The following is a 17,111-nucleotide window of genomic DNA, read 5'->3' as shown; positions in this document are numbered from 1 at the left end:
GATGGCCTACCGGTGGTGATGGGGGTTCTCAACGTCACGCCCGACTCGTTTTCCGACGGCGGCCTCTATGAGGACCTGGATGCGGCTGTGGCCCACGCGTCCGAGATGGTCGCTCAGGGAGCGCAATACATCGATGTGGGCGGCGAATCGACCAGGCCGGGTGCTTCCCGTGTGGACGCGGCCACGGAGACTCAACGGGTCGTTCCGGTGATTACGGCGTTAACGGCCGCGGGGATCGCGACCAGTGTGGACACCACGCGTGCGCTCGTGGCTTCGGCCGCGCTGGAGGCCGGTGCCGTGATCGTCAATGACGTGTCCGGTGGGCTGGCCGATCCAGACATGAAGCGGGTCGTGGCTTCCGCTGGGTGCCCCTACGTGATCATGCATTGGCGGGGTCACTCGGCGGACATGCAGAAGCTGGCGCATTACGACGACGTGGTTCGTGATGTGCGCGTGGAGCTGTTGCAGCGAGCGGCCGAGGCGGTTTCGGCGGGAGTTAATGCGGAGCGGATCATCCTCGATCCCGGGCTCGGATTCGCCAAGACAGCGGAGCACAACTGGGCGCTGTCTCAGCATTTGCGCGAGTTCACGGCTTTGGAGTACCCCATCTTGTTTGGATCTTCAAGAAAGTCGTATCTGGGCAAGCTCCTCAACGACCGGCCAGCGCCTGACCGTGACGTGGCGACGGCGGCGACCAGTGTGCTCGCCGCACAGGCCGGGGTGTGGGGCGTGAGAGTACACAATGTAGAGGCAACTGTCGATGCCCTGAAAGTGTGGCGAGAGTGGACCAGATAAAACTGAGCGGACTTCGAGTCTGGGGACACCACGGCGTCTTCGACTTCGAGCGGCGCGAGGGCCAGAACTTCGTGATCGACGTGACGTTGTTCTTGGACTTATCGATGGCCGCAGGGTCTGACGATGTAGCTAACACTGTCCACTATGGTGAATTAGCTTCGGCTCTGGCCGCGGTCGTCGCTGGGGAGCCCGTGAACCTCATCGAAACCTTGGCCTCACGGCTCATTGACGTCTGCTTAGCCGACAAACGTGTGGCCGAGGCGACCGTGACGGTCCACAAGCCACAAGCACCGATTCCGCAGACGTTTAACGACGTGAGCGTGACTTTGCACAGGCGTTCTTCCGACAGCGCCCCTTCGGCAAAGACGTAGTTGCATAGCTTGTCGCAGTGAGTGACGCACCGTACCCTCAGGGGTGTTCTGGCAGGCCCAGAATTACCGTAAGTGTTCGACACGAAACAGGGTGTCATCGGCGCATCCCACAGCTGAGCGCACCTTTCCGTAAGGCTTAGCAAGTTGCAACTAGCGCCGACGAGACCCGGGGGAGGTAGCAAGAGATGAATGCCACGTCGCTCATCGGCGCGGTCGCTGAAGTTGTGGCCGCGGCGCCCACCCCCACTCCGGGCGGCGGCGGATCCATTAACACCACAGGAATTCTCGAATTCTTCGCCAGCAAGCTCGCCCCTATTTTGCTGGCTGTTCTGGGCGTGATCTTCATCGGCCGGGCTAGCCGGGGCGAGGTGTCCAAAGTGCTGACCAGCTCGGCGATCGCCATCATCGGCATCGCGTTCATCGTCGGGGCGGGGGCATTGTTCGTGTTCGGCGCTGGCCTGGTCGACATCATGTTTGAATAGGGCACTTAACATGAGGCTGCGTACGGACGACGACATATACCGGGCTCGCCTGGTTTATTTGGGCCCCCCGGGATACACCCTGCCCGTCCAGTTGCCCTACGCCCAATATGGCCTGTTCGTGCTCCTCGTGCCTACGTTCATGGGGATCCGCTGGCTGTTTACCCAGGAGATCGATCCTTTCCCCGCCTGGGAGATCGCGCTGGCCATCGTGGCCACGTCGTATGTATTCCGGCATGTCGATCCTGACCGTCCTGCCCGGATGGTCATCCGCACGGCGCTCACCGACTGGCGGCGCACCAAGGAACCCGCCACCGAACGTCGCGACCCCAAGCTCGTCGCCCGCCGCGTGCTGGTCCGGAAGGCGCTCACATGACCACATTCGACATTCACGGTGCCGAAGACGAATCGGTGACGGACGCTATTCCCTCTGTGGATGGCCCCGTCGCCGCCTTTCAGCCGCCAAGGCGCAGGCCACCATCGGAGTCGCTGCAGTCGGAGAAGTCCGACGATCTGCAGCGTGCGGCGGAAAAACGCGCGGCTGAGATGCGTGAGGCCGCCACCTCGGCGGCAGCGCGCCTGCGTTCTACTCCTGCGGCATCCGCGCCTCGCCTGGACGTCGAGTCCCCCTTCCTTGAGCTGTTTGACGCCTCGGCGCATACTCCTGCCGCGGTGAAGGTGCCTACCCGGCCGGCGGGACCGCCCGGATTCATTGGGCCGCCTCAGCATCCGCTGCCGGGACAGGTCATTGACGCGGAAGAGTTCGCTGATCCTCCCGCTGGGCCTCCTGTTTCTGGGCCGTCCGGTTCCGGGCCTTCGGGTTATGGGCCTGCTGGATCTGCGTCGTTGGCTTCCGGGACGTCTGGCTTCGGGGGGTCTGGTGCTGGGCGGGCTGGTGCCGGGCCATCGGGTTCGGGGCCTCGTCATGGGCGTGCTCCGGAGGTCGTGCGGCCGGTTTCTTCGCAGCCGGTCTCCGCTCAACCTGTTTCCGCTCAACCGGTGTCGTCGCAGCCGGTTAGCGCACCGCCCGGGTTGATGCCCGCTCCCGTTGTGATGACCGCTCCTTCGCGGCCCGCGCCGGCGCCGTCTGGTAAGCGCAAGCCACAGCCCGTCAAGCTTCCTAAGCCCGCCAAGGAACGTGGCCCCGCGCAGGAACTTGAGATCAGCGAGATCGCTGGCCACCTGACGTTTACCCGCCATGCTGTCACCGCTTGGTACCTGCTTCCCGAGGTTCGCTGGGCATTCCGGCCCGACCCTGAGCGTGAAGCGATCCTGAGCGCCATTTCTGAGCAGTACGCCGGGTTGGCCGGCTTCCGGCTCCACTTGCGACGGACGACCCGTCCGTTCCCTGCAGACCAGTGGGCAGCGCAGCTGGACCAGCTGACCACGCGTCCGCTGCCGCCCGTGCCGAACGCTCCGTCCTGGGGCGATCACCTTGTTGCGGCACAACGGCACCTGCGGCAGATCAACCACGCCGAAGGCCAGACGTTCCTAGGCGTTACGTTTGCCCGCCGAGCCCTGGGCGACAGCTTCTCCGAGCGAATGCTCAAGATGTTCGGCCGTGGCACGCCCGAGTCAGAGCGCAAGAAGCTTGGCCGGCAAGTCGAGCAGTTCGACGAAGTGCTTGCCGCGTTTGGCATGCGCGGACAGCGGGCCCACGCTTTCGAGCTGGAATGGTTGCTCTACCGCTCAGTCGCGCTAGGCATGGCCCCACCAACGTTTGTGGGCACCATCGGGCACGGCAACTGGGAATCCGGCGATCTGCTCGCGCTCACGGAAAACATTGAGCGTTACCGCACGCCCTACGGCAGCACGGTCAAGCTCGTCAACCGCATGACCGCCGAGGAACGGCACGTCGCCGTGCTCACCGTCGGCCGCATGGAACCACTCGACATCCCGGAGCGCCACGAGCCGTGGCTGCACTTCCACGAGCGGTTGCCGTGGCCGATGGAACTGTCGTCGCGAGTGGACATTCTCGGCCCGCAGGACAGCTTCCGTAACCTTGAGCACCGGCTCCGGATGATCCGCTCACAGCAGCAGGACTACGCCGAGCACGGCATGGACGCGCCGCCAGAGCTGGAACGCCTGGCATCCCGCGCACTGGTCATGGGCGACGAAATGACGACCGGCCTGCCCGTCGATTCGGCCCGTGCGCACGGATGGCACCGCATCGCGGTCAGTGGAGCGACCCGTGACGAGTGTCTTGAACGTGCTCGCGCGGTGACCGCCGCGTACAGCCGTGAGCTCCGGGTTGCCTTGCAGCACCCCAAGCAGCAGGACCAACTGGCGCGTGAGTTCATCCCTGGCGAGCCGATCGCCAACACTGGGTACCTGAGGCGGATGCCGGTGCGGCTGCTGTCAGCGGCGCTGCCGCAAGCCGCGTCCACGGTTGGGGACAAGCGAGGGGACCTCATTGGGCGTACGGCGGGGACTTGCCGTCGGCCGGTGTTCCTGGACCCGCACTTCCCGATGGAGGTACGCGAGCGCAGCGGTCTAGCCGTGATGGTCGCCGAGCCCGGTGGTGGTAAGTCCACTTTGCTTGGTGCGCTGGGATACCTGAACGCGCGCCGTGGTGTGCAGGTGACCCTGCTTGACCCGTCCGGGCCTTTGGCACGTCTCGCCGCTATGCCCGAGCTTCGGCCGTTCACGCGCGTGCTGAACCTGACGGGTGGTGAGCAGGGGACGCTTGCTCCATACTCACTGATTCCGACGCCTCGGCGCGAAGAGTTTGGCGCGGGGCATGCGGGCAACCGCGAGTTCGAAATCGCGGTGTCCAACGCCCGTGCTGAGCGCCGCATGCTGGTGCAGGACATCTGCAGCATGCTCGTGCCGCCGCAGGTGGCCCGCGAGGCTTCCACCGCGACGCTGCTGCGTCACGCTGTGCGGACCGTTCCGGCCGAGGAAACGTCCACATTGGACGACGTCGTCCGCTGCCTTTCCGGCGTCGACGATCAGGGTCGCGAACTAGCCAACCTTCTGATGGACACAGCGGAAATGCCGTTGGCGTTGCTATTCTTCGGCTCACCGCCACCAGACCTGCTGGGCACCGACGCCGCGCTGACCGTCATCACGATGTCGGGCCTGCGGTTGCCAGACCTGAAGATTGAGCGCGAATACTGGTCGGCCGAGGAAGCATTGGCCCTGCCGATGCTGCACACCGCGCACCGCCTCGCGGTCCGTCGTTGCTACTCGGGTGACATGCACCAGCGCAAGCTCGTTGGACTCGATGAAGCCCACTTCATGGAGGGCTGGCGCTCAGGACGGTCGTTCCTCGTGCGCCTGGCCCGTGACTCCCGCAAGTGGAACCTGTCCGCCTTCGTAGCTTCACAGAACCCGAAAGACATCCTCGGACTCGACGTGCAGAACCTGGTTTCAACAGTCTTCGTTGGGCGTATCGCGCAGGACGCCGAGATCGCTTCTGACGCGCTGCGGCTACTTCGCGTGCCCACCGACGTTGGCTACGAAGCCGTGCTGGCTTCACTTTCCGCGCCCGACGCTAACAGTGCGGGACGGCTCGGGTACCGCGAGTTCGTGCTGCGTGACGTGGATAGTAGGGTCCAGCGCGTGCGGGTTGATGTGTCCTATGTGGACGGTCTGCTAACTACCCTCGACACCACCCCGACCGGACAGGCGGCCCGGCGGTGAGAAAAGTCCTCGCGATAGCCGTCCTGTTCCTGGGGACGTTCTTCGGCGTACCGGCCTCGGCCGCGCCCGCGCCCCCAGCGCCAGCCGTCGGGGTGTCAGCGGTAGCACCGTTGTGCTCGCTGGAGGAATGGACTGTAAGACCGCTAGACGAGTGCATAGCCCGCTTGGCCGAACTCAACCCTGAGCGAGCACTCTGCGTCCACGCACCGAATCCGGCAACGCCAGACTCGGGGTTCGCGGGCTGGTTCGCTACCAAGCCAACATGACAAACGGGCGGCGGTGGTGGCAGCGGCTTGCTCTATAGCGAATACGGTTACGCCGGTTACGACTACACCACTTATGACATCGGCTGCGCCGACACCTTGATGCATCCGGACCACAAGATCGAATCCACGATCGCCAACGGCGAATTCATGATCGCTACGGGGATCGTCGCCGCGTCAAATGGGCTGCGCGAGAAGGCGTGGTCGCCTGGCGATCTTTGGTCCTGGTCGGACCCGCTTCTGACGACCGCCACGGAAGCGATTTACACGCGTGTCTTCAGTGTCTTCGGAGTGGTTACCATCGCGGTCGTCGGCATGTATTTGCTCTGGCGCTCACGTCAAGCACAGATGTCTGCGGCACTGACCACCGCCGGTTGGGCATTGCTCATTCTCGTTGCCGTCACTGCTCTGGCAAAATGGCCTGTCCAATCCGCGAAGGTCGCGGACAGTGCTCTTGTGGGAACACTAAGCGTGGTGCACGACGCGATTGGACCCGCATCAAAAGCCCCAACCACTTGTGACGACCCTGATCACCCCGAAGCATGCGTCGACACCAGGCCGCCAGCGGTACGGGCGGGCGACACCGCTGTTCAGACTCTGCTCTATCGCAACTGGTTGCGCGGGGTGCTGGGTTCCGCTGACAGCGAGACCGCCAAAAAGTACGGGCCAGCACTGTATAGGGCGAAGTCCTTTAGCTGGGAAGATATTGAGGCGATTCAGTCCAACCCAGCGAGGCGTCAGTCGCTCATCGACACGAAGCAAAATGACTGGAAGAAGGTCGCTGAGCAGATCAAGACCGAGGATCCTGAAGCCTACGAGTACCTCAAGGGCACCAAGGGAATGGAGCGCGTCGGCGCTGGATTCATCGCTATCCTCGCTTCGATCGCGTACGCCTCGTTCGACATCGTGGCCTCGCTTCTTGTGCTCCTCGGCTTTGTCGTCATCCGCTGGGCTGTGATCGCGGCTCCTGCGTTAGGAACCGTCGGCCTCTTGCGTCCTGCGAGCGCTGGCATCCGGCGTCTCGCCAACGCCGTTGTCGCAGCAGTCATCAACATCGCGATTTTTGGTACTGGCGCGGCGGTTTACCTGCTCGCCGTGGATCTCATCATGAGTACCGCCTCGTTGCCGGGCTGGTTGCAGGTGACGCTCGTGCTGCTCTGTGGTGTGGTCGGCTGGATGTTGTTGCGCCCCTACACCCGCATCACTCAGCTCAGTGGCCGCAGCAGCGGCGCCGCATTGCTGACAGCACGCCCGCAGTCGGCCGCAGTCACTACGACGTCGAACACCAACGTGGATGTGACCACTGGCGGCCTCAAACCCGAGGCGCGGGTGGAGCAAGAAGTCACCGTCGAAGCCGCGGCGGCGGCCAGGGCCGAAGCTCGGCCTGGGTCGGACACGATCGCTCCCGCCCCACGCAAGCAGCCCTGGATCGATGTCGACACCCACGATCCGGAACCGTCTTACGCCATCTACCGCCCGGCCAGTGTTCCGCAACAGCCGGGCCCGCACGCAACACCCGCAACACGGCCCAGTGAACCCCGAACCGAGGCGCGCGCGGAGACGAGATAACTATGGCGAGCCGACTCCTCAGCTCCCTTCCGGTGCGGCCCCGCACCGCGATCGCTCTGATGCTTCTCCTTCTCGTAGGACTTGTCGTCATCGTGGGCAAGATAATCGGCGGGGATCCCGATCCAGGGCCGAACCTCGGTTCGGCACCGTCCACGGTGGATCCAACGGCAGGCAATGACAGTGTCGTTGACCCACGGCCGAGTGCCAGTCCACGGCAGCCCACGAAGGGTGCTGCCGTTGCGACGGTGGCGACCACCTTCGCGCAGAACTGGATTGAGAAGAAGCGGACGCCGCAAGCGTGGAGGTCCGCGCTAGCACCCCTTGCGACAAAGGCATTGCAAGACGAACTGACGGGCGTGGACCCGGTTAACGTGCCCGCTGAACGCATCACGGGCGCCACAACCACTCAGGTCTATGCGGATGCTGTCGTCGATGCCACGGTTCCTTGCGATGCCGGCAAGCTGCGTCTGCGGCTCGTCTTCGTCGAGCACGGCGGTGATGGAAGCTGGCTCGTCGATGGCATTGATTGGGACCGAGCATGAAGACTCCCCTGCCTTCGTACGTGGCTCCCTTACGCGGACCAAAGAAGCGCCTCATCCGCCCAGTCGTGCTCGCGGGCACGACAACGGTTCTCGCGTTGCTGTGCTGCGCTGGCGCTGTAGTCGCGATTATCTTCGGCGACCTCGCGAACCAGGGCTCCGATCTCACCAGCGCGATGACTTGCGGCAACAACAGTCAGGTCGTGGTCAACGGCGAGTTCGAACGCGTGGGTTCGTATGGCCCCACCCAGATCCGCAACGCCGCGATCATTGTCCAAACAGGACAGAAGCTTCAAATTCCGCCGCGAGGCTGGGTTATCGCTGTCGCCACGGCCATGCAGGAAAGCAGTCTCAACAACCACGGGCATTTGGGTGACCGCAACGACCATGACTCGCTCGGCTTGTTCCAGCAACGCCCCAGTCAGGGCTGGGGAACAGCGGAGCAGATCATGAACCCGGAGTATTCCTCCACCAAGTTCTACAACAAGCTACTCGCCGTGCCGAACTGGGAACTTCTACCGCTAACCGTTGCCGCACAACGGGTTCAAATCAGTGCGTATCCCAACGCCTACGCCAAGCATGAGCCAATCGCGACACAGATTGTCAACAAGCTCACGGGTGGCGGAGGTCGCGCCGTGCTCGTCAACGGCAAACTGCGTTGCGCCGGCTTCGGCCAGATCGCCGCGTCGGGATGGACAGCCCCTGTCGGAGCTAACGTCGTGTCCGCCTTCCGTACCTCGCAACGCCCGTCTCATCATGGCGTGGACCTCGGTTCGGCCCGCCTGACGCCCATCATCGCCGCCGCGTCTGGTGTGGTAATCGACAGCAGATGCGACTCGGTAACCTGTGCCCAAGACGGATCACCGTTCATGCGCGGTTGCGGGTGGATGGTGGAAATCCTGCACGCCGAACAAGTGATCACCCGCTACTGCCACATGAATACACGGCCTGCGGTTAAGGTCGGCGACCGCGTGACAGTCGGCCAGGTTATTGGCATCGTTGGCACGACCGGTAACTCGTCGGGGCCACACTTGCACTTCGAGGTACACCTCGACGGCGACGAGAGCTCCCGCGGCGCGGTCAACCCAGAGGTGTTTATGGCGAGCAAGGGCGCTCCGCTCGGTACCCCCGTGGTTTAAGGATGCAATGAATGACCGAAGCTGATTTCGCGCGCTGGGCGGCCCAATGGCGGACGCCGCCCGCGCCCATCGTTCCCGTGCCCGCGCTGACCGTCGAGAGCACCGGCGGGACTCTGCGTGGCGCCCGGGTCCTCGTCGGACTGCCTGGACACGGCTGGCGCGGAGACATGCGCGCTGACGCTCTGATTCGCCAGGGTGCGCGCACGTTGGTGCCTGTACTTACTGAGGCCGATTGGTACCGCGCTGAGCGCGACCGGACGGAGGTGCCTGCAGCTCTTGTGCCGGTGGAACGGGTATGGGTCGAGACCATTCATACGGCGCCGGAACCGGTTGTCTCAACGAACGACGTGGCACCCGTGTCGCTGGACTCCCCGCCTCACCGGCCGGCGCTACCGGCTGAAGGCGCTGGGCAGCTCACCGGCAAGCGGATGGTGCACACCAGCGAAGACGGCGAGACACGTGGTCTGCGTGCGGTTACCGAGGTTCACATGAGCCCGGAGGGACATCCACAGGTGAGGGTCGCCTCAGAAGCCGATTGGTACGGCTGGGGAGCGACCGGCAAGGCACCCGCGACGCGGGCACTTCCCGTTACGGAGCTGTGGTTGGAGTAGTCGACGCTGATGGCGTGGGGGAAGGCGTCGCTATCTTCTCCGCGCCGCACACGCGCCAGCCGTCTTCATCCGCCATCGTAAAGCGCCAGGTCTCGCTGCGTTTGCTTGTTACCGTTATGCCCTTGCGGCCAGAGATCGTTAGTTCGGTAGTCAAGGTTTTGCCTTCCTGCCTGAAGGCACCCCAGGAGACCAGAACAGTGATGTCGAATTCCTTCTCGCGCTGATCGAGTTCCGCACGAAGGGTCTTGATGGGTGCAAGTCTTTCTTGATTCTTGCAGGCATAAAGGTCAGCACCGACGAAATCCTTCCGCACGAGAGCGGCACGGAGGTACTCGTCAGTGACGACCTGGGGCTCGGTCCGGTCAATTTTGGTGGCCTCGTTATAGATGAATAGGCCACTGGTGGCCGCCCCGGCAGCACCTATCCCGATCACTATTCCGGCAATCACCGCTACCCGCCGCCAACGCATTCACCCATTGTGCGGCTAACCGCGGCGATGACATAGGACTTAACAAGCGGCACCCTTCGAGACATCGTCGAATAGCCGACTGACTCACTGCGGCCAGACTATCCAATATGGACTGTCAGGCGGCATGAGCCGCTCAGCCACAGCATCGAACCGTGAAAATTTCTCCATTCCGGCCCGCCGCCAGGACCACTCCACTTACTGTGATCATGCAGAGCCAGGGGAGGTGGATCATGCTCATCAGCATAGGTATCGGGCTATGCAACCTCATCGGAATCGGCCCGATCTGGATAAGCATCGGATAGATTTGTCTGGCTACACCATCACTGTCGCTGGTGTAGCCCTTTCTTTGCGCTCAGCGAACTCCCAGAAAACAGGGTCTAGCGCGAACCGGATTTCGTACCGTAGTCTTCTGGCAACCCTCAGCCGCTTCCCCCGTGGTGGCTGAGGGTTCTTCTATGCGTGACGAAAGTTATCCACAGGGTTATCAACAATTCCCCGCCGACCGGACTGTTCCGCTACCCTTCGATCGACATGGTGCGATCCTTTGCGGGGAGGAATAATGTCGGGCGGGCAAAAATTTTCCGTCGACCTGGGGCAAATTCAGCTAACCAGCGAAAAACTGCGCTCGGACACCAACGAAGGCCTGCAACCTGGCCTAGCCGATGCCAACGGCAAGATGCAGCACGGCATCCGGTTCGGAGTCCGCTCACCATCTGGCGAGACCGAAGCTGCGGCACGTGCGCTCGATGAGGCGTTACGCATCCACCGGGGCAACACCGAAGCGCACCTGATGCGTGCGCAGCAGCTAGCTAACGCCCTGGAGATCATCTTAGCCAACTACCGAACCAGCGACGAACTGTCGCGAATGGACAATGAAGTCATCGAGTGGCTTATCTACAACGCTTTGCCCAAGCAGTTCACCGCTGAAGGCCCGATGTTCCAATGACTTACGCCATGCCCGAAGGGCCATACCCCCAACTAGTGGCTTACTCACCTGGAATGCTGCCTTTCCAGGTCCCATTCCCCGCGCTGTATCAGGCGAACTGGCCAGGTTTCGACGTCCCGCGAACCTGGTCCATCGTGGAGCACGAAGACGATGAGCTTGGCTGGACACAAGTTGATGGCTTCCAGCAAATGGCGATCGTCTTGTTCGATCACCACCGTCGGCTGACGCGACGCCGCAACGAACTGGCCAACGCATGGCAGGGACCCGCCGCCGACGCGGCGCTCGCCCACATCGACCAGTTTCTGGCGCAACTGGAGTCCGACGCCCGGTGCGCCGCCACCACCGCGCGCGGACTCCACGGCATTCTGGACACGCAAGCCAAGGCCAAAGCCGAAGTCGCACAGCTCAATCATTCGTGGTCTCAAGTCACCAGCGACTGGAAGCCAGAGTGGTGGGACCACGCCGCGCAGAAGCTGAACGATCAAGCGGCAGCCGTCATGGATGACGCGGACAAAGCCATCCGCGACCACCGCACCCGCATCATCGTCCCCGAAAGCTTCCCGAGCGGAAGAGGAGAGGCACCGCCTGTGCCTGCAGGCGCGGAAGGCCCATTGCCGGACGCCAGTGAGGTACCAGATAGCCAATCCGTACCAGCTGTACCGGGACACCACCCTGTTCGGTTTACAGCCAGCGCCGACAACGGTCCCGACCTCGCTAGCGCACCTTCTCCTGTGCCTGCAGTTCCAGGAGCGCCAGTGTCTATGCTGCCGATTCCTCCTGGCAATCCGTATGCACCCCAGGGCGGCGCTTATATTCTTCCTGGTCCCGGCGTAGGTACAGGTGGCTATATCGTTCCGATGCCCCAGCCACCTACTCGGGCTGGAGCTGGATCCTCAGTGTCCGGCTCACAGGGAAACTACGGCTCCGCAGCCAGAGGTAGCGGAGCTGGCTTTGCTGGGACTCCAGGCAATCCATCAATGTTGCCGATGCCCTTTGGTGGTTCAGCCCCGCCTGGGACAGGCAATGGGGGTAGTCAGCAGCGTAAGGGCAAGGCTGACACCGTATGGCAGACCAGGCGCGGCGTTCCACCGGTGATTGAGGGGGTTAATGAGCGTGCATATATCCCCGGACAGCCAAGCAATACGCAAGAGGCTGAGTTCAAAGAGTGGTTCGCGCAGCTTGCCACGCCGTGGCAGGCCGATCGCTCAGGCAACGGCAGGGACCCGCAAGTAGTTCTTCGGAGGGCGAAGCAATGATCCGGTTAGTGGTTTGTTTCGTTGCCCTAACTGCAACGCTGCTGGCGAGTCCCGTATGGGCCGTGGACAACATCTCCGAGGGGCAGTGGTTTCACTCCTACATGCAGACCACCGAAGCCAATAAGATCACCCAAGGAGAAGGAATAACCATTGCGGTAATTGATACCGGAGTGGACGCCAGCCACCCTGATCTGTCCAGCAGCATAGTTGCTGGTACCGACTTTGTTGATCAGACGGATGGGCGCTCGGATACGAATGGCCACGGAACGGCAATGGCCGGACTGGCCGTTGCGCGTGGACGGGTTGCAGGAGTAGCGCCCAAAGCGCACGTCATGCCTGTGAGAGTTGCGATCGTGGATTTGGGCGGTAGCGCATCTTTGGCTCAGGGCATCATTTGGGCAGCTCAACACGGCGCCAAGGTCATATCGATCTCGCGAGGCTCGCCTAGTCAGGAAAGCCGGTTGGACTTTGCTATTCAAGAGGCTGCGAAGGCAGACGCTGTAGTCGTGGCAGCCGTGGGAAACAAGCCAAACGACAGCTCGGTGATTTATCCGGCGGCGATTCCGGGGGTGTTGGCTGTTGCCAGTATTGGCAAGGACGGCAACCGGGCGCCTAACTCCGTCACCGGGCCTGAGGTCATGATCGCGGCGCCGGGGGATGGGATCTCCAGCACGAGGCCGAACAACGGGTACGGCGTCACGAACGGGACGTCGAACGCGACGGCGATTGTGGCTGGCGCGGTAGCGCTGATCAGGGCTAAGTATCCGCAGCTAAAAGCACAGGACGTCATCAAGCGCATCACAGCCACCGCGACAGACAAAGGTGCACCCGGCAGGGATCCCGAGTACGGCTTCGGCGTGCTCAACCTGATGGCGGCACTGACCGCTGACGTGCCGACGCAGAGCGCGACACCAGGCACAACGAGCAGTCCAATCACGACACCGCCAGCGCAGCCAAAGGACAGCAAGCCATTCCCCTGGTGGCTCATCGTTGTTCCGGTAGTCGTGATCATTGGTGCCACCGCCGTAGGAATCGCCATAAAACGCCGGCAAACAAGTTGACCCGCGACGAAGGCGTTGGCAACGTGACGCCACGTGGGGAATCTGCGCACCAATAAGACGTTCCGTTTGCTCGTCCTGGCCCGCGCGGTCAACGTCCTTGGTAACGCGATTGCACCCATCGCGCTAGCGTTTGCGTTGCTGGACATGGGTTTCAGCGCCTCCGAGCTCGGTCTCGTCGTCGGGGCAAGGACGCTAGCCAACGTCATCTTCTTGCTGGCCGGCGGCGTGCTGGCCGACCGAGTACCAAGGTCACTGGTCCTGATCGGAAGCATGACCACCGCGTTCCTGAGCCAGGCGACGGTCGCGGCCCTTGTCCTGAGCGGAAATGCGACCCTCACGCTGCTCATGATTCTGTCGCTGGTGAACGGAATGGCCTCCGCGTTCGCGATGCCAGCGGCGGCCGCGCTTATCGGCGAGGTCGTGCCGACCGAGGATCGCCGAAACGCCAACGCTGTCAACGGTTTCGCTCGCAATGGCGCGATGATTATCGGCGCAGGGTTCGGTGGGATCCTGGTAGCCACCCTAGGTCCGGGGCTGGGCCTGGCCGTCGACGCCGCCACCTTCGCCGTGGCCGGTCTCATTTATCTGCGGGTACCAGTAAAGCCCGCCCCACCAAAGCAATCGCACGTGTTCGCCGACTTGCGCATCGGCTGGCGTGAGCTGACAAACCACACGTGGCTCTGGGCAGTCGTGCTCGGGTTCTGTTTCATCAATATGGTTTACGGCGGCGTATACCAAGTCCTCGGTCCCGTGATCGCCGACGCGTCCTTCGGCCGGGAAGTGTGGGGTCTCATTATCGCGGCCAACACGGTCGGGATGGTCGGCAGTGCCGTGCTAGCTATGCGTATCAAGGTGAAACACCCGCTGCGCCTCGGCGTGATTTGCGTGCTCGGTGAACCGCTGATGATGGTGGCCCTGGCGAAGACGTCCTCACCCGCACTGCTTATCGCGGTCTCACTGCTTGCAGGAGTTGGATTACAGCAGTTCGTCGTCGCGTGGGAGACCTCGATGCAGAATCACGTGGATGCCGACAAGCTCGCCCGTGTGTACTCGTGGGACATGCTTGGTAGTTTCGTGGCGATCCCGGTCGGCACCGCGCTCGCGGGCCCGGTCTCATTGAAGCTGGGCATGACGACCACTTTGATCGGCGGTGCCGCGATCTGCACCGTCGCCCTGGCTTTGGTCCTCGCGAGCCGTTCCGTGCGGACCCTTCCAGGAGTGAAGCCCACATCACAACCCGATCCATACCCCCTAGGGGTATAGTGCTGGGCATGCAAGACAGACTGACGAAACTCGCCATCTCCGCGACCCTGCACTGCCTCACCGGCTGTGCGATCGGTGAAGTGCTCGGCATGGTGATCGGCACCGCCCTCGGGTGGAGTGACCTGGCCACCATCGCGCTCGCGATCGGGCTGGCGTTCCTGTTCGGCTACGCGCTCACGATCCGGCCGGTGCTCCGCTCTGGCCTGCCGTTCAAGAAGGCCGTCAGGGTCGCGCTCGCCGCTGACACCGTTTCGATCGCCGTCATGGAGATCGTGGACAACGCGATCATGCTGCTCATCCCGGGCGCGATGATGGCCGGCCTGACGTCTTGGCTGTTCTGGGGCGCCCTCGCGGTGTCGCTCGCGATCGCGTTCGTGGTGACGGTTCCGGTGAACCGCTGGCTCATCTCACGCGGCAAAGGCCACGCTGTCGTGCACGAATACCACGGCGGCCACAGTAGCCACGAGAATGCGCACCAAAGCCACGCCGGGCACAGCAGCCAGGAAAGCACGCACCAAACCGAAGCCCGCCACAGCGGCCACGAACGCACGCACTAAAGCCACCTCTGGCACGCAGCCAAGAAGGCGTGCCGCAGGACTACGAAGGCCACGGTGGGAGAGAAGGCACCCTCCACAGCCACGCCCGACACGAAAACAGCAGCGCCAGCAACGACAGCCATAGAGAGTACGAAAACTGAAAGCACCCAGAGGAACTGCCGCTAGGAAATGCGGGACCGTTGCTCGGCGAAGGCTGAATGGCGAGCGTGGTCGCTCTGGCCAGTAAAAGCCTTGAAGGACAACAGCTTATAGGCTCCGTCACGCGACTCGACCTCAAAGTCCTGTCGTAGCAAGGAGATCCGGCGGTCGAGGTCGTGTGGTGGTATCACGGCCCCGGCCGCCCGTTCTATCTGCGCGTGGGTCATGAAACCGCCGTGGTCACGAAGAGCGCGGTAGACCGGGTCATGCTCCACAGTGGAGGCAAGTCGTCGCGAAGGTGCCGAACGCAAAAGCGCCGCGCGAATGGCGACCCCTAAGGCGTGGGCGACCGGCGGCGGGAAAGCGTTGCCAATCTGGCGGTACTTAGCCGTTTTGCGGCCGGTGAAAGTCCAAGCGAACTGTCCGTCGTTCCAGCCCTGAAGCCGGGCGACCATGTCGGCCGTCAGCCGAGGGCCAACATCAAAGGTCGCACCAGGACCGGGCGGTAGATCGGCAATACCTAGGCCGTCCACCCCCAGTAAAGCCCACGCCGCTTTGGCACGGGTCGGGCCGAGGTCAGCGCCGCCGTGTTTCTTAGATCCGCCAACAATGGTGGGCGCGATGCCGGTGGCACGCCGGGCCCATGCGGAGGCGCCTTCCCAACCGCGTGCGGCCATCATGTCCCGCAACAATTCCCCTACTGTCGGCGGTGAGTCCAACGGAGACGGCCAGTGGAAGTGCCGGAAGTCAGCGGGCTTCATCGCTACCAACACAAAGCGGGGCCGCAGTTGTGGCACACCAAAGTCTGAGGCGTGCAGCAGCCGCCATTCGCCCGTGTAGCCAAACGACAACAGCCGGTCCAGCACATGCTGCCGGTAACCGGCGAACCGCGGCATGCTCAGGCCACGCACGTTCTCCAGGAGCAAAGCACGAGGCTTAACCAGAGGAATTTGCTCGATGGCCCAGGCGAACAGGTCTCGTTCGTCGGTCGCGCCCAGTTGCTTGCCCGCGATAGTGAACGGTGGGCACGGCACACCGCCCGCGAGCAGATCCACACCGGCAATCTCCGCGGGATTCCACGAAGCGACATCGCCTTCGCGCACCCAGTCGCCGGTCATGCCGAGCCGCTCCGAATTCGCGCGCAGCGTCGCGCAAGCGTGAGGATCAAGCTCGAAAGCCAGCCGGTGTTTGAAGCCGGCCTGGTGCAGTCCGAGCACCTGTCCACCAGCGCCCGCACAGATCTCCACGACGTCTAAGGTGGCGGAGTGGGCGAGGCGACTCATGGAAAGGGACAATACCCGCGGGCCATGTCGGCGGGCCGTTCGCGGAACATGGCGGCGATCAAACGGTCAGACACGAAGCCCGAGATCGCCCTGCGCCGAGCGCTTCATCAGCTGGGGTTGCGCTACCGCAAGGATCTGCGCATAGACCTCGACGGCGCGCGGGTAAGACCAGACATCGTGTTCACGAAACGCAAGGTCGCCGTCTTCGTCGACGGCTGCTTCTGGCATGTGTGTCCCGATCATGGCCGTCAGCCGACCGTGAACGACTGGTACTGGGCGCCAAAGCTCAGGCGCACGATGGAGCGTGATCGCCACGCCAACGAGGCCCTGAGCAAAGCTGGCTGGCACGTGATCCGGCTCTGGGAACACGAACCGCTGCCGAGCGCCGTGAAAACAGTGGTGGCCGCGCTTAAGCTCCAGGAGTGACGCAGTTTTCTGATTTGGACTCCCTCAGCACGGAAGAGCTGCGCGAGCAGGCCTTCGCCAAAGCTCGGCGGAAGCTTGACCTGCCCTTCTTCTGGAATCTGTTCACCCATCTGCCGACCGCGCCGGAGACGGAGGAGCGTGGCGTCGAGGATCTCGGAGCGGCGGTCGATGACGTCGTTCAGCTGTGGCGAGAGTTCACCGGCCATGAGTACGGGGATTCCGAACCGATGATCAGAGCTAAATTCATCGATTACCTCACGACCGACTGACATACCCGGGCGTTAAATTCGCGAGGAACCTT

17 protein-coding genes and 1 pseudogene are annotated in these 17,111 nt (G+C 63.0%); 15 read left to right on the top strand and 3 right to left on the bottom strand.

The window, feature by feature from the left end:
* Window positions 1-18 precede the first annotated feature (18 nt).
* The 9 genes and pseudogenes from folP (at window position 19) to A3E1_RS0122170 (ending at window position 9,411) form a co-directional block, all read left to right on the top strand.
* On the top strand, window positions 19-795 hold the full coding sequence (folP, locus tag A3E1_RS0122220) for a dihydropteroate synthase (RefSeq protein ID WP_083929593.1): 777 nt from the start codon (window positions 19-21) through the stop codon (window positions 793-795).
* On the top strand, window positions 783-1,166 hold the full coding sequence (gene folB / locus A3E1_RS0122215; RefSeq protein WP_020522999.1) for a dihydroneopterin aldolase: 384 nt from the start codon (window positions 783-785) through the stop codon (window positions 1,164-1,166). The genes folP and folB overlap by 13 nt, the downstream gene beginning before the upstream one ends.
* A gap of 185 nt (window positions 1,167-1,351) precedes the next feature.
* Window positions 1,352-1,648: a hypothetical protein gene (locus tag A3E1_RS0122210; RefSeq protein WP_020522998.1), complete on the top strand. Its 297-nt coding sequence runs from the start codon at window positions 1,352-1,354 to the stop codon at window positions 1,646-1,648.
* A gap of 10 nt (window positions 1,649-1,658) precedes the next feature.
* Window positions 1,659-2,021, top strand: a complete 363-nt coding sequence (locus tag A3E1_RS0122205) for a hypothetical protein (RefSeq protein ID WP_020522997.1) — start codon at window positions 1,659-1,661, stop codon at window positions 2,019-2,021.
* Window positions 2,018-5,290 (top strand): ATP-binding protein, encoded by a 3,273-nt coding sequence (locus A3E1_RS0122195; RefSeq protein ID WP_245571301.1) that lies wholly within the window; start codon window positions 2,018-2,020, stop codon window positions 5,288-5,290. Before A3E1_RS0122205 ends, A3E1_RS0122195 begins: the two co-directional genes overlap by 4 nt.
* Window positions 5,287-7,122: pseudogene (locus tag A3E1_RS0122185) on the top strand (MFS transporter). Before A3E1_RS0122195 ends, A3E1_RS0122185 begins: the two are co-directional and overlap by 4 nt.
* A 2-nt stretch (window positions 7,123-7,124) precedes the next feature.
* On the top strand, window positions 7,125-7,664 hold the full coding sequence (locus A3E1_RS0122180) for a hypothetical protein (protein ID WP_026208717.1): 540 nt from the start codon (window positions 7,125-7,127) through the stop codon (window positions 7,662-7,664).
* Complete coding sequence (locus tag A3E1_RS0122175) at window positions 7,661-8,800, top strand: M23 family metallopeptidase (RefSeq protein WP_051105107.1); 1,140 nt, start codon at window positions 7,661-7,663, stop codon at window positions 8,798-8,800. Before A3E1_RS0122180 ends, A3E1_RS0122175 begins: the two co-directional genes overlap by 4 nt.
* A gap of 11 nt (window positions 8,801-8,811) precedes the next feature.
* The gene (locus A3E1_RS0122170) at window positions 8,812-9,411 is read left to right on the top strand and encodes a hypothetical protein (RefSeq protein WP_020522991.1); all 600 of its coding nucleotides are present in this window, start codon (window positions 8,812-8,814) and stop codon (window positions 9,409-9,411) included.
* Here the strand turns inward: A3E1_RS0122170 and A3E1_RS41470 are convergent.
* Window positions 9,389-9,880, bottom strand: coding sequence for a hypothetical protein (locus tag A3E1_RS41470; protein WP_157631663.1), 492 nt, complete (start codon window positions 9,878-9,880; stop codon window positions 9,389-9,391). The two genes, A3E1_RS0122170 and A3E1_RS41470, sit on opposite strands and share 23 nt — an antisense overlap.
* A 559-nt stretch (window positions 9,881-10,439) precedes the next feature.
* On the opposite strand from A3E1_RS41470, the gene A3E1_RS0122160 reads away from it, so the two are divergent.
* On the top strand, window positions 10,440-10,826 hold the full coding sequence (locus A3E1_RS0122160; RefSeq protein ID WP_020522988.1) for a hypothetical protein: 387 nt from the start codon (window positions 10,440-10,442) through the stop codon (window positions 10,824-10,826).
* A 44-nt stretch (window positions 10,827-10,870) separates the two neighbouring features.
* Here the strand turns inward: A3E1_RS0122160 and A3E1_RS0122155 are convergent, their stop codons facing one another.
* Window positions 10,871-11,251, bottom strand: a complete 381-nt coding sequence (locus A3E1_RS0122155) for a hypothetical protein (RefSeq protein ID WP_157631662.1) — start codon at window positions 11,249-11,251, stop codon at window positions 10,871-10,873.
* Between the two features lie 893 nt (window positions 11,252-12,144).
* Here A3E1_RS0122155 and A3E1_RS46265 point away from each other — a divergent pair.
* From A3E1_RS46265 to A3E1_RS0122135, 3 genes are read left to right on the top strand one after another with little or no spacing between them, the layout of a single operon-like run.
* Window positions 12,145-13,143: a S8 family serine peptidase gene (locus tag A3E1_RS46265; protein ID WP_157631661.1), complete on the top strand. Its 999-nt coding sequence runs from the start codon at window positions 12,145-12,147 to the stop codon at window positions 13,141-13,143.
* Window positions 13,144-13,176: 33 nt separating this feature from the next.
* Window positions 13,177-14,406 (top strand): MFS transporter, encoded by a 1,230-nt coding sequence (locus A3E1_RS0122140; RefSeq protein ID WP_020522984.1) that lies wholly within the window; start codon window positions 13,177-13,179, stop codon window positions 14,404-14,406.
* 8 nt (window positions 14,407-14,414) lie between these two features.
* Window positions 14,415-14,963 (top strand): DUF4396 domain-containing protein, encoded by a 549-nt coding sequence (locus A3E1_RS0122135; protein ID WP_040391498.1) that lies wholly within the window; start codon window positions 14,415-14,417, stop codon window positions 14,961-14,963.
* 161 nt (window positions 14,964-15,124) lie between these two features.
* Here the strand turns inward: A3E1_RS0122135 and A3E1_RS0122130 are convergent, their stop codons facing one another.
* Window positions 15,125-16,384 (bottom strand): DNA cytosine methyltransferase, encoded by a 1,260-nt coding sequence (locus A3E1_RS0122130; RefSeq protein WP_020522982.1) that lies wholly within the window; start codon window positions 16,382-16,384, stop codon window positions 15,125-15,127.
* Between the two features lie 24 nt (window positions 16,385-16,408).
* On the opposite strand from A3E1_RS0122130, the gene A3E1_RS0122125 reads away from it, so the two are divergent.
* Complete coding sequence (locus A3E1_RS0122125) at window positions 16,409-16,810, top strand: very short patch repair endonuclease (RefSeq protein ID WP_083929574.1); 402 nt, start codon at window positions 16,409-16,411, stop codon at window positions 16,808-16,810.
* Window positions 16,807-17,079, top strand: coding sequence for a hypothetical protein (locus A3E1_RS0122120; protein ID WP_020522980.1), 273 nt, complete (start codon window positions 16,807-16,809; stop codon window positions 17,077-17,079). The genes A3E1_RS0122125 and A3E1_RS0122120 overlap by 4 nt, the downstream gene beginning before the upstream one ends.
* The last annotated feature ends 32 nt before the right edge of the window (window positions 17,080-17,111 follow it).

Source organism: Catelliglobosispora koreensis DSM 44566 (assembly GCF_000379685.1).
Classification (GTDB): Bacteria; Actinomycetota; Actinomycetes; order Mycobacteriales; family Micromonosporaceae; genus Catelliglobosispora; species Catelliglobosispora koreensis.
Note: the sequence above shows the minus strand (reverse complement) of the source record. Positions and strands in the feature narration are given on the sequence as shown.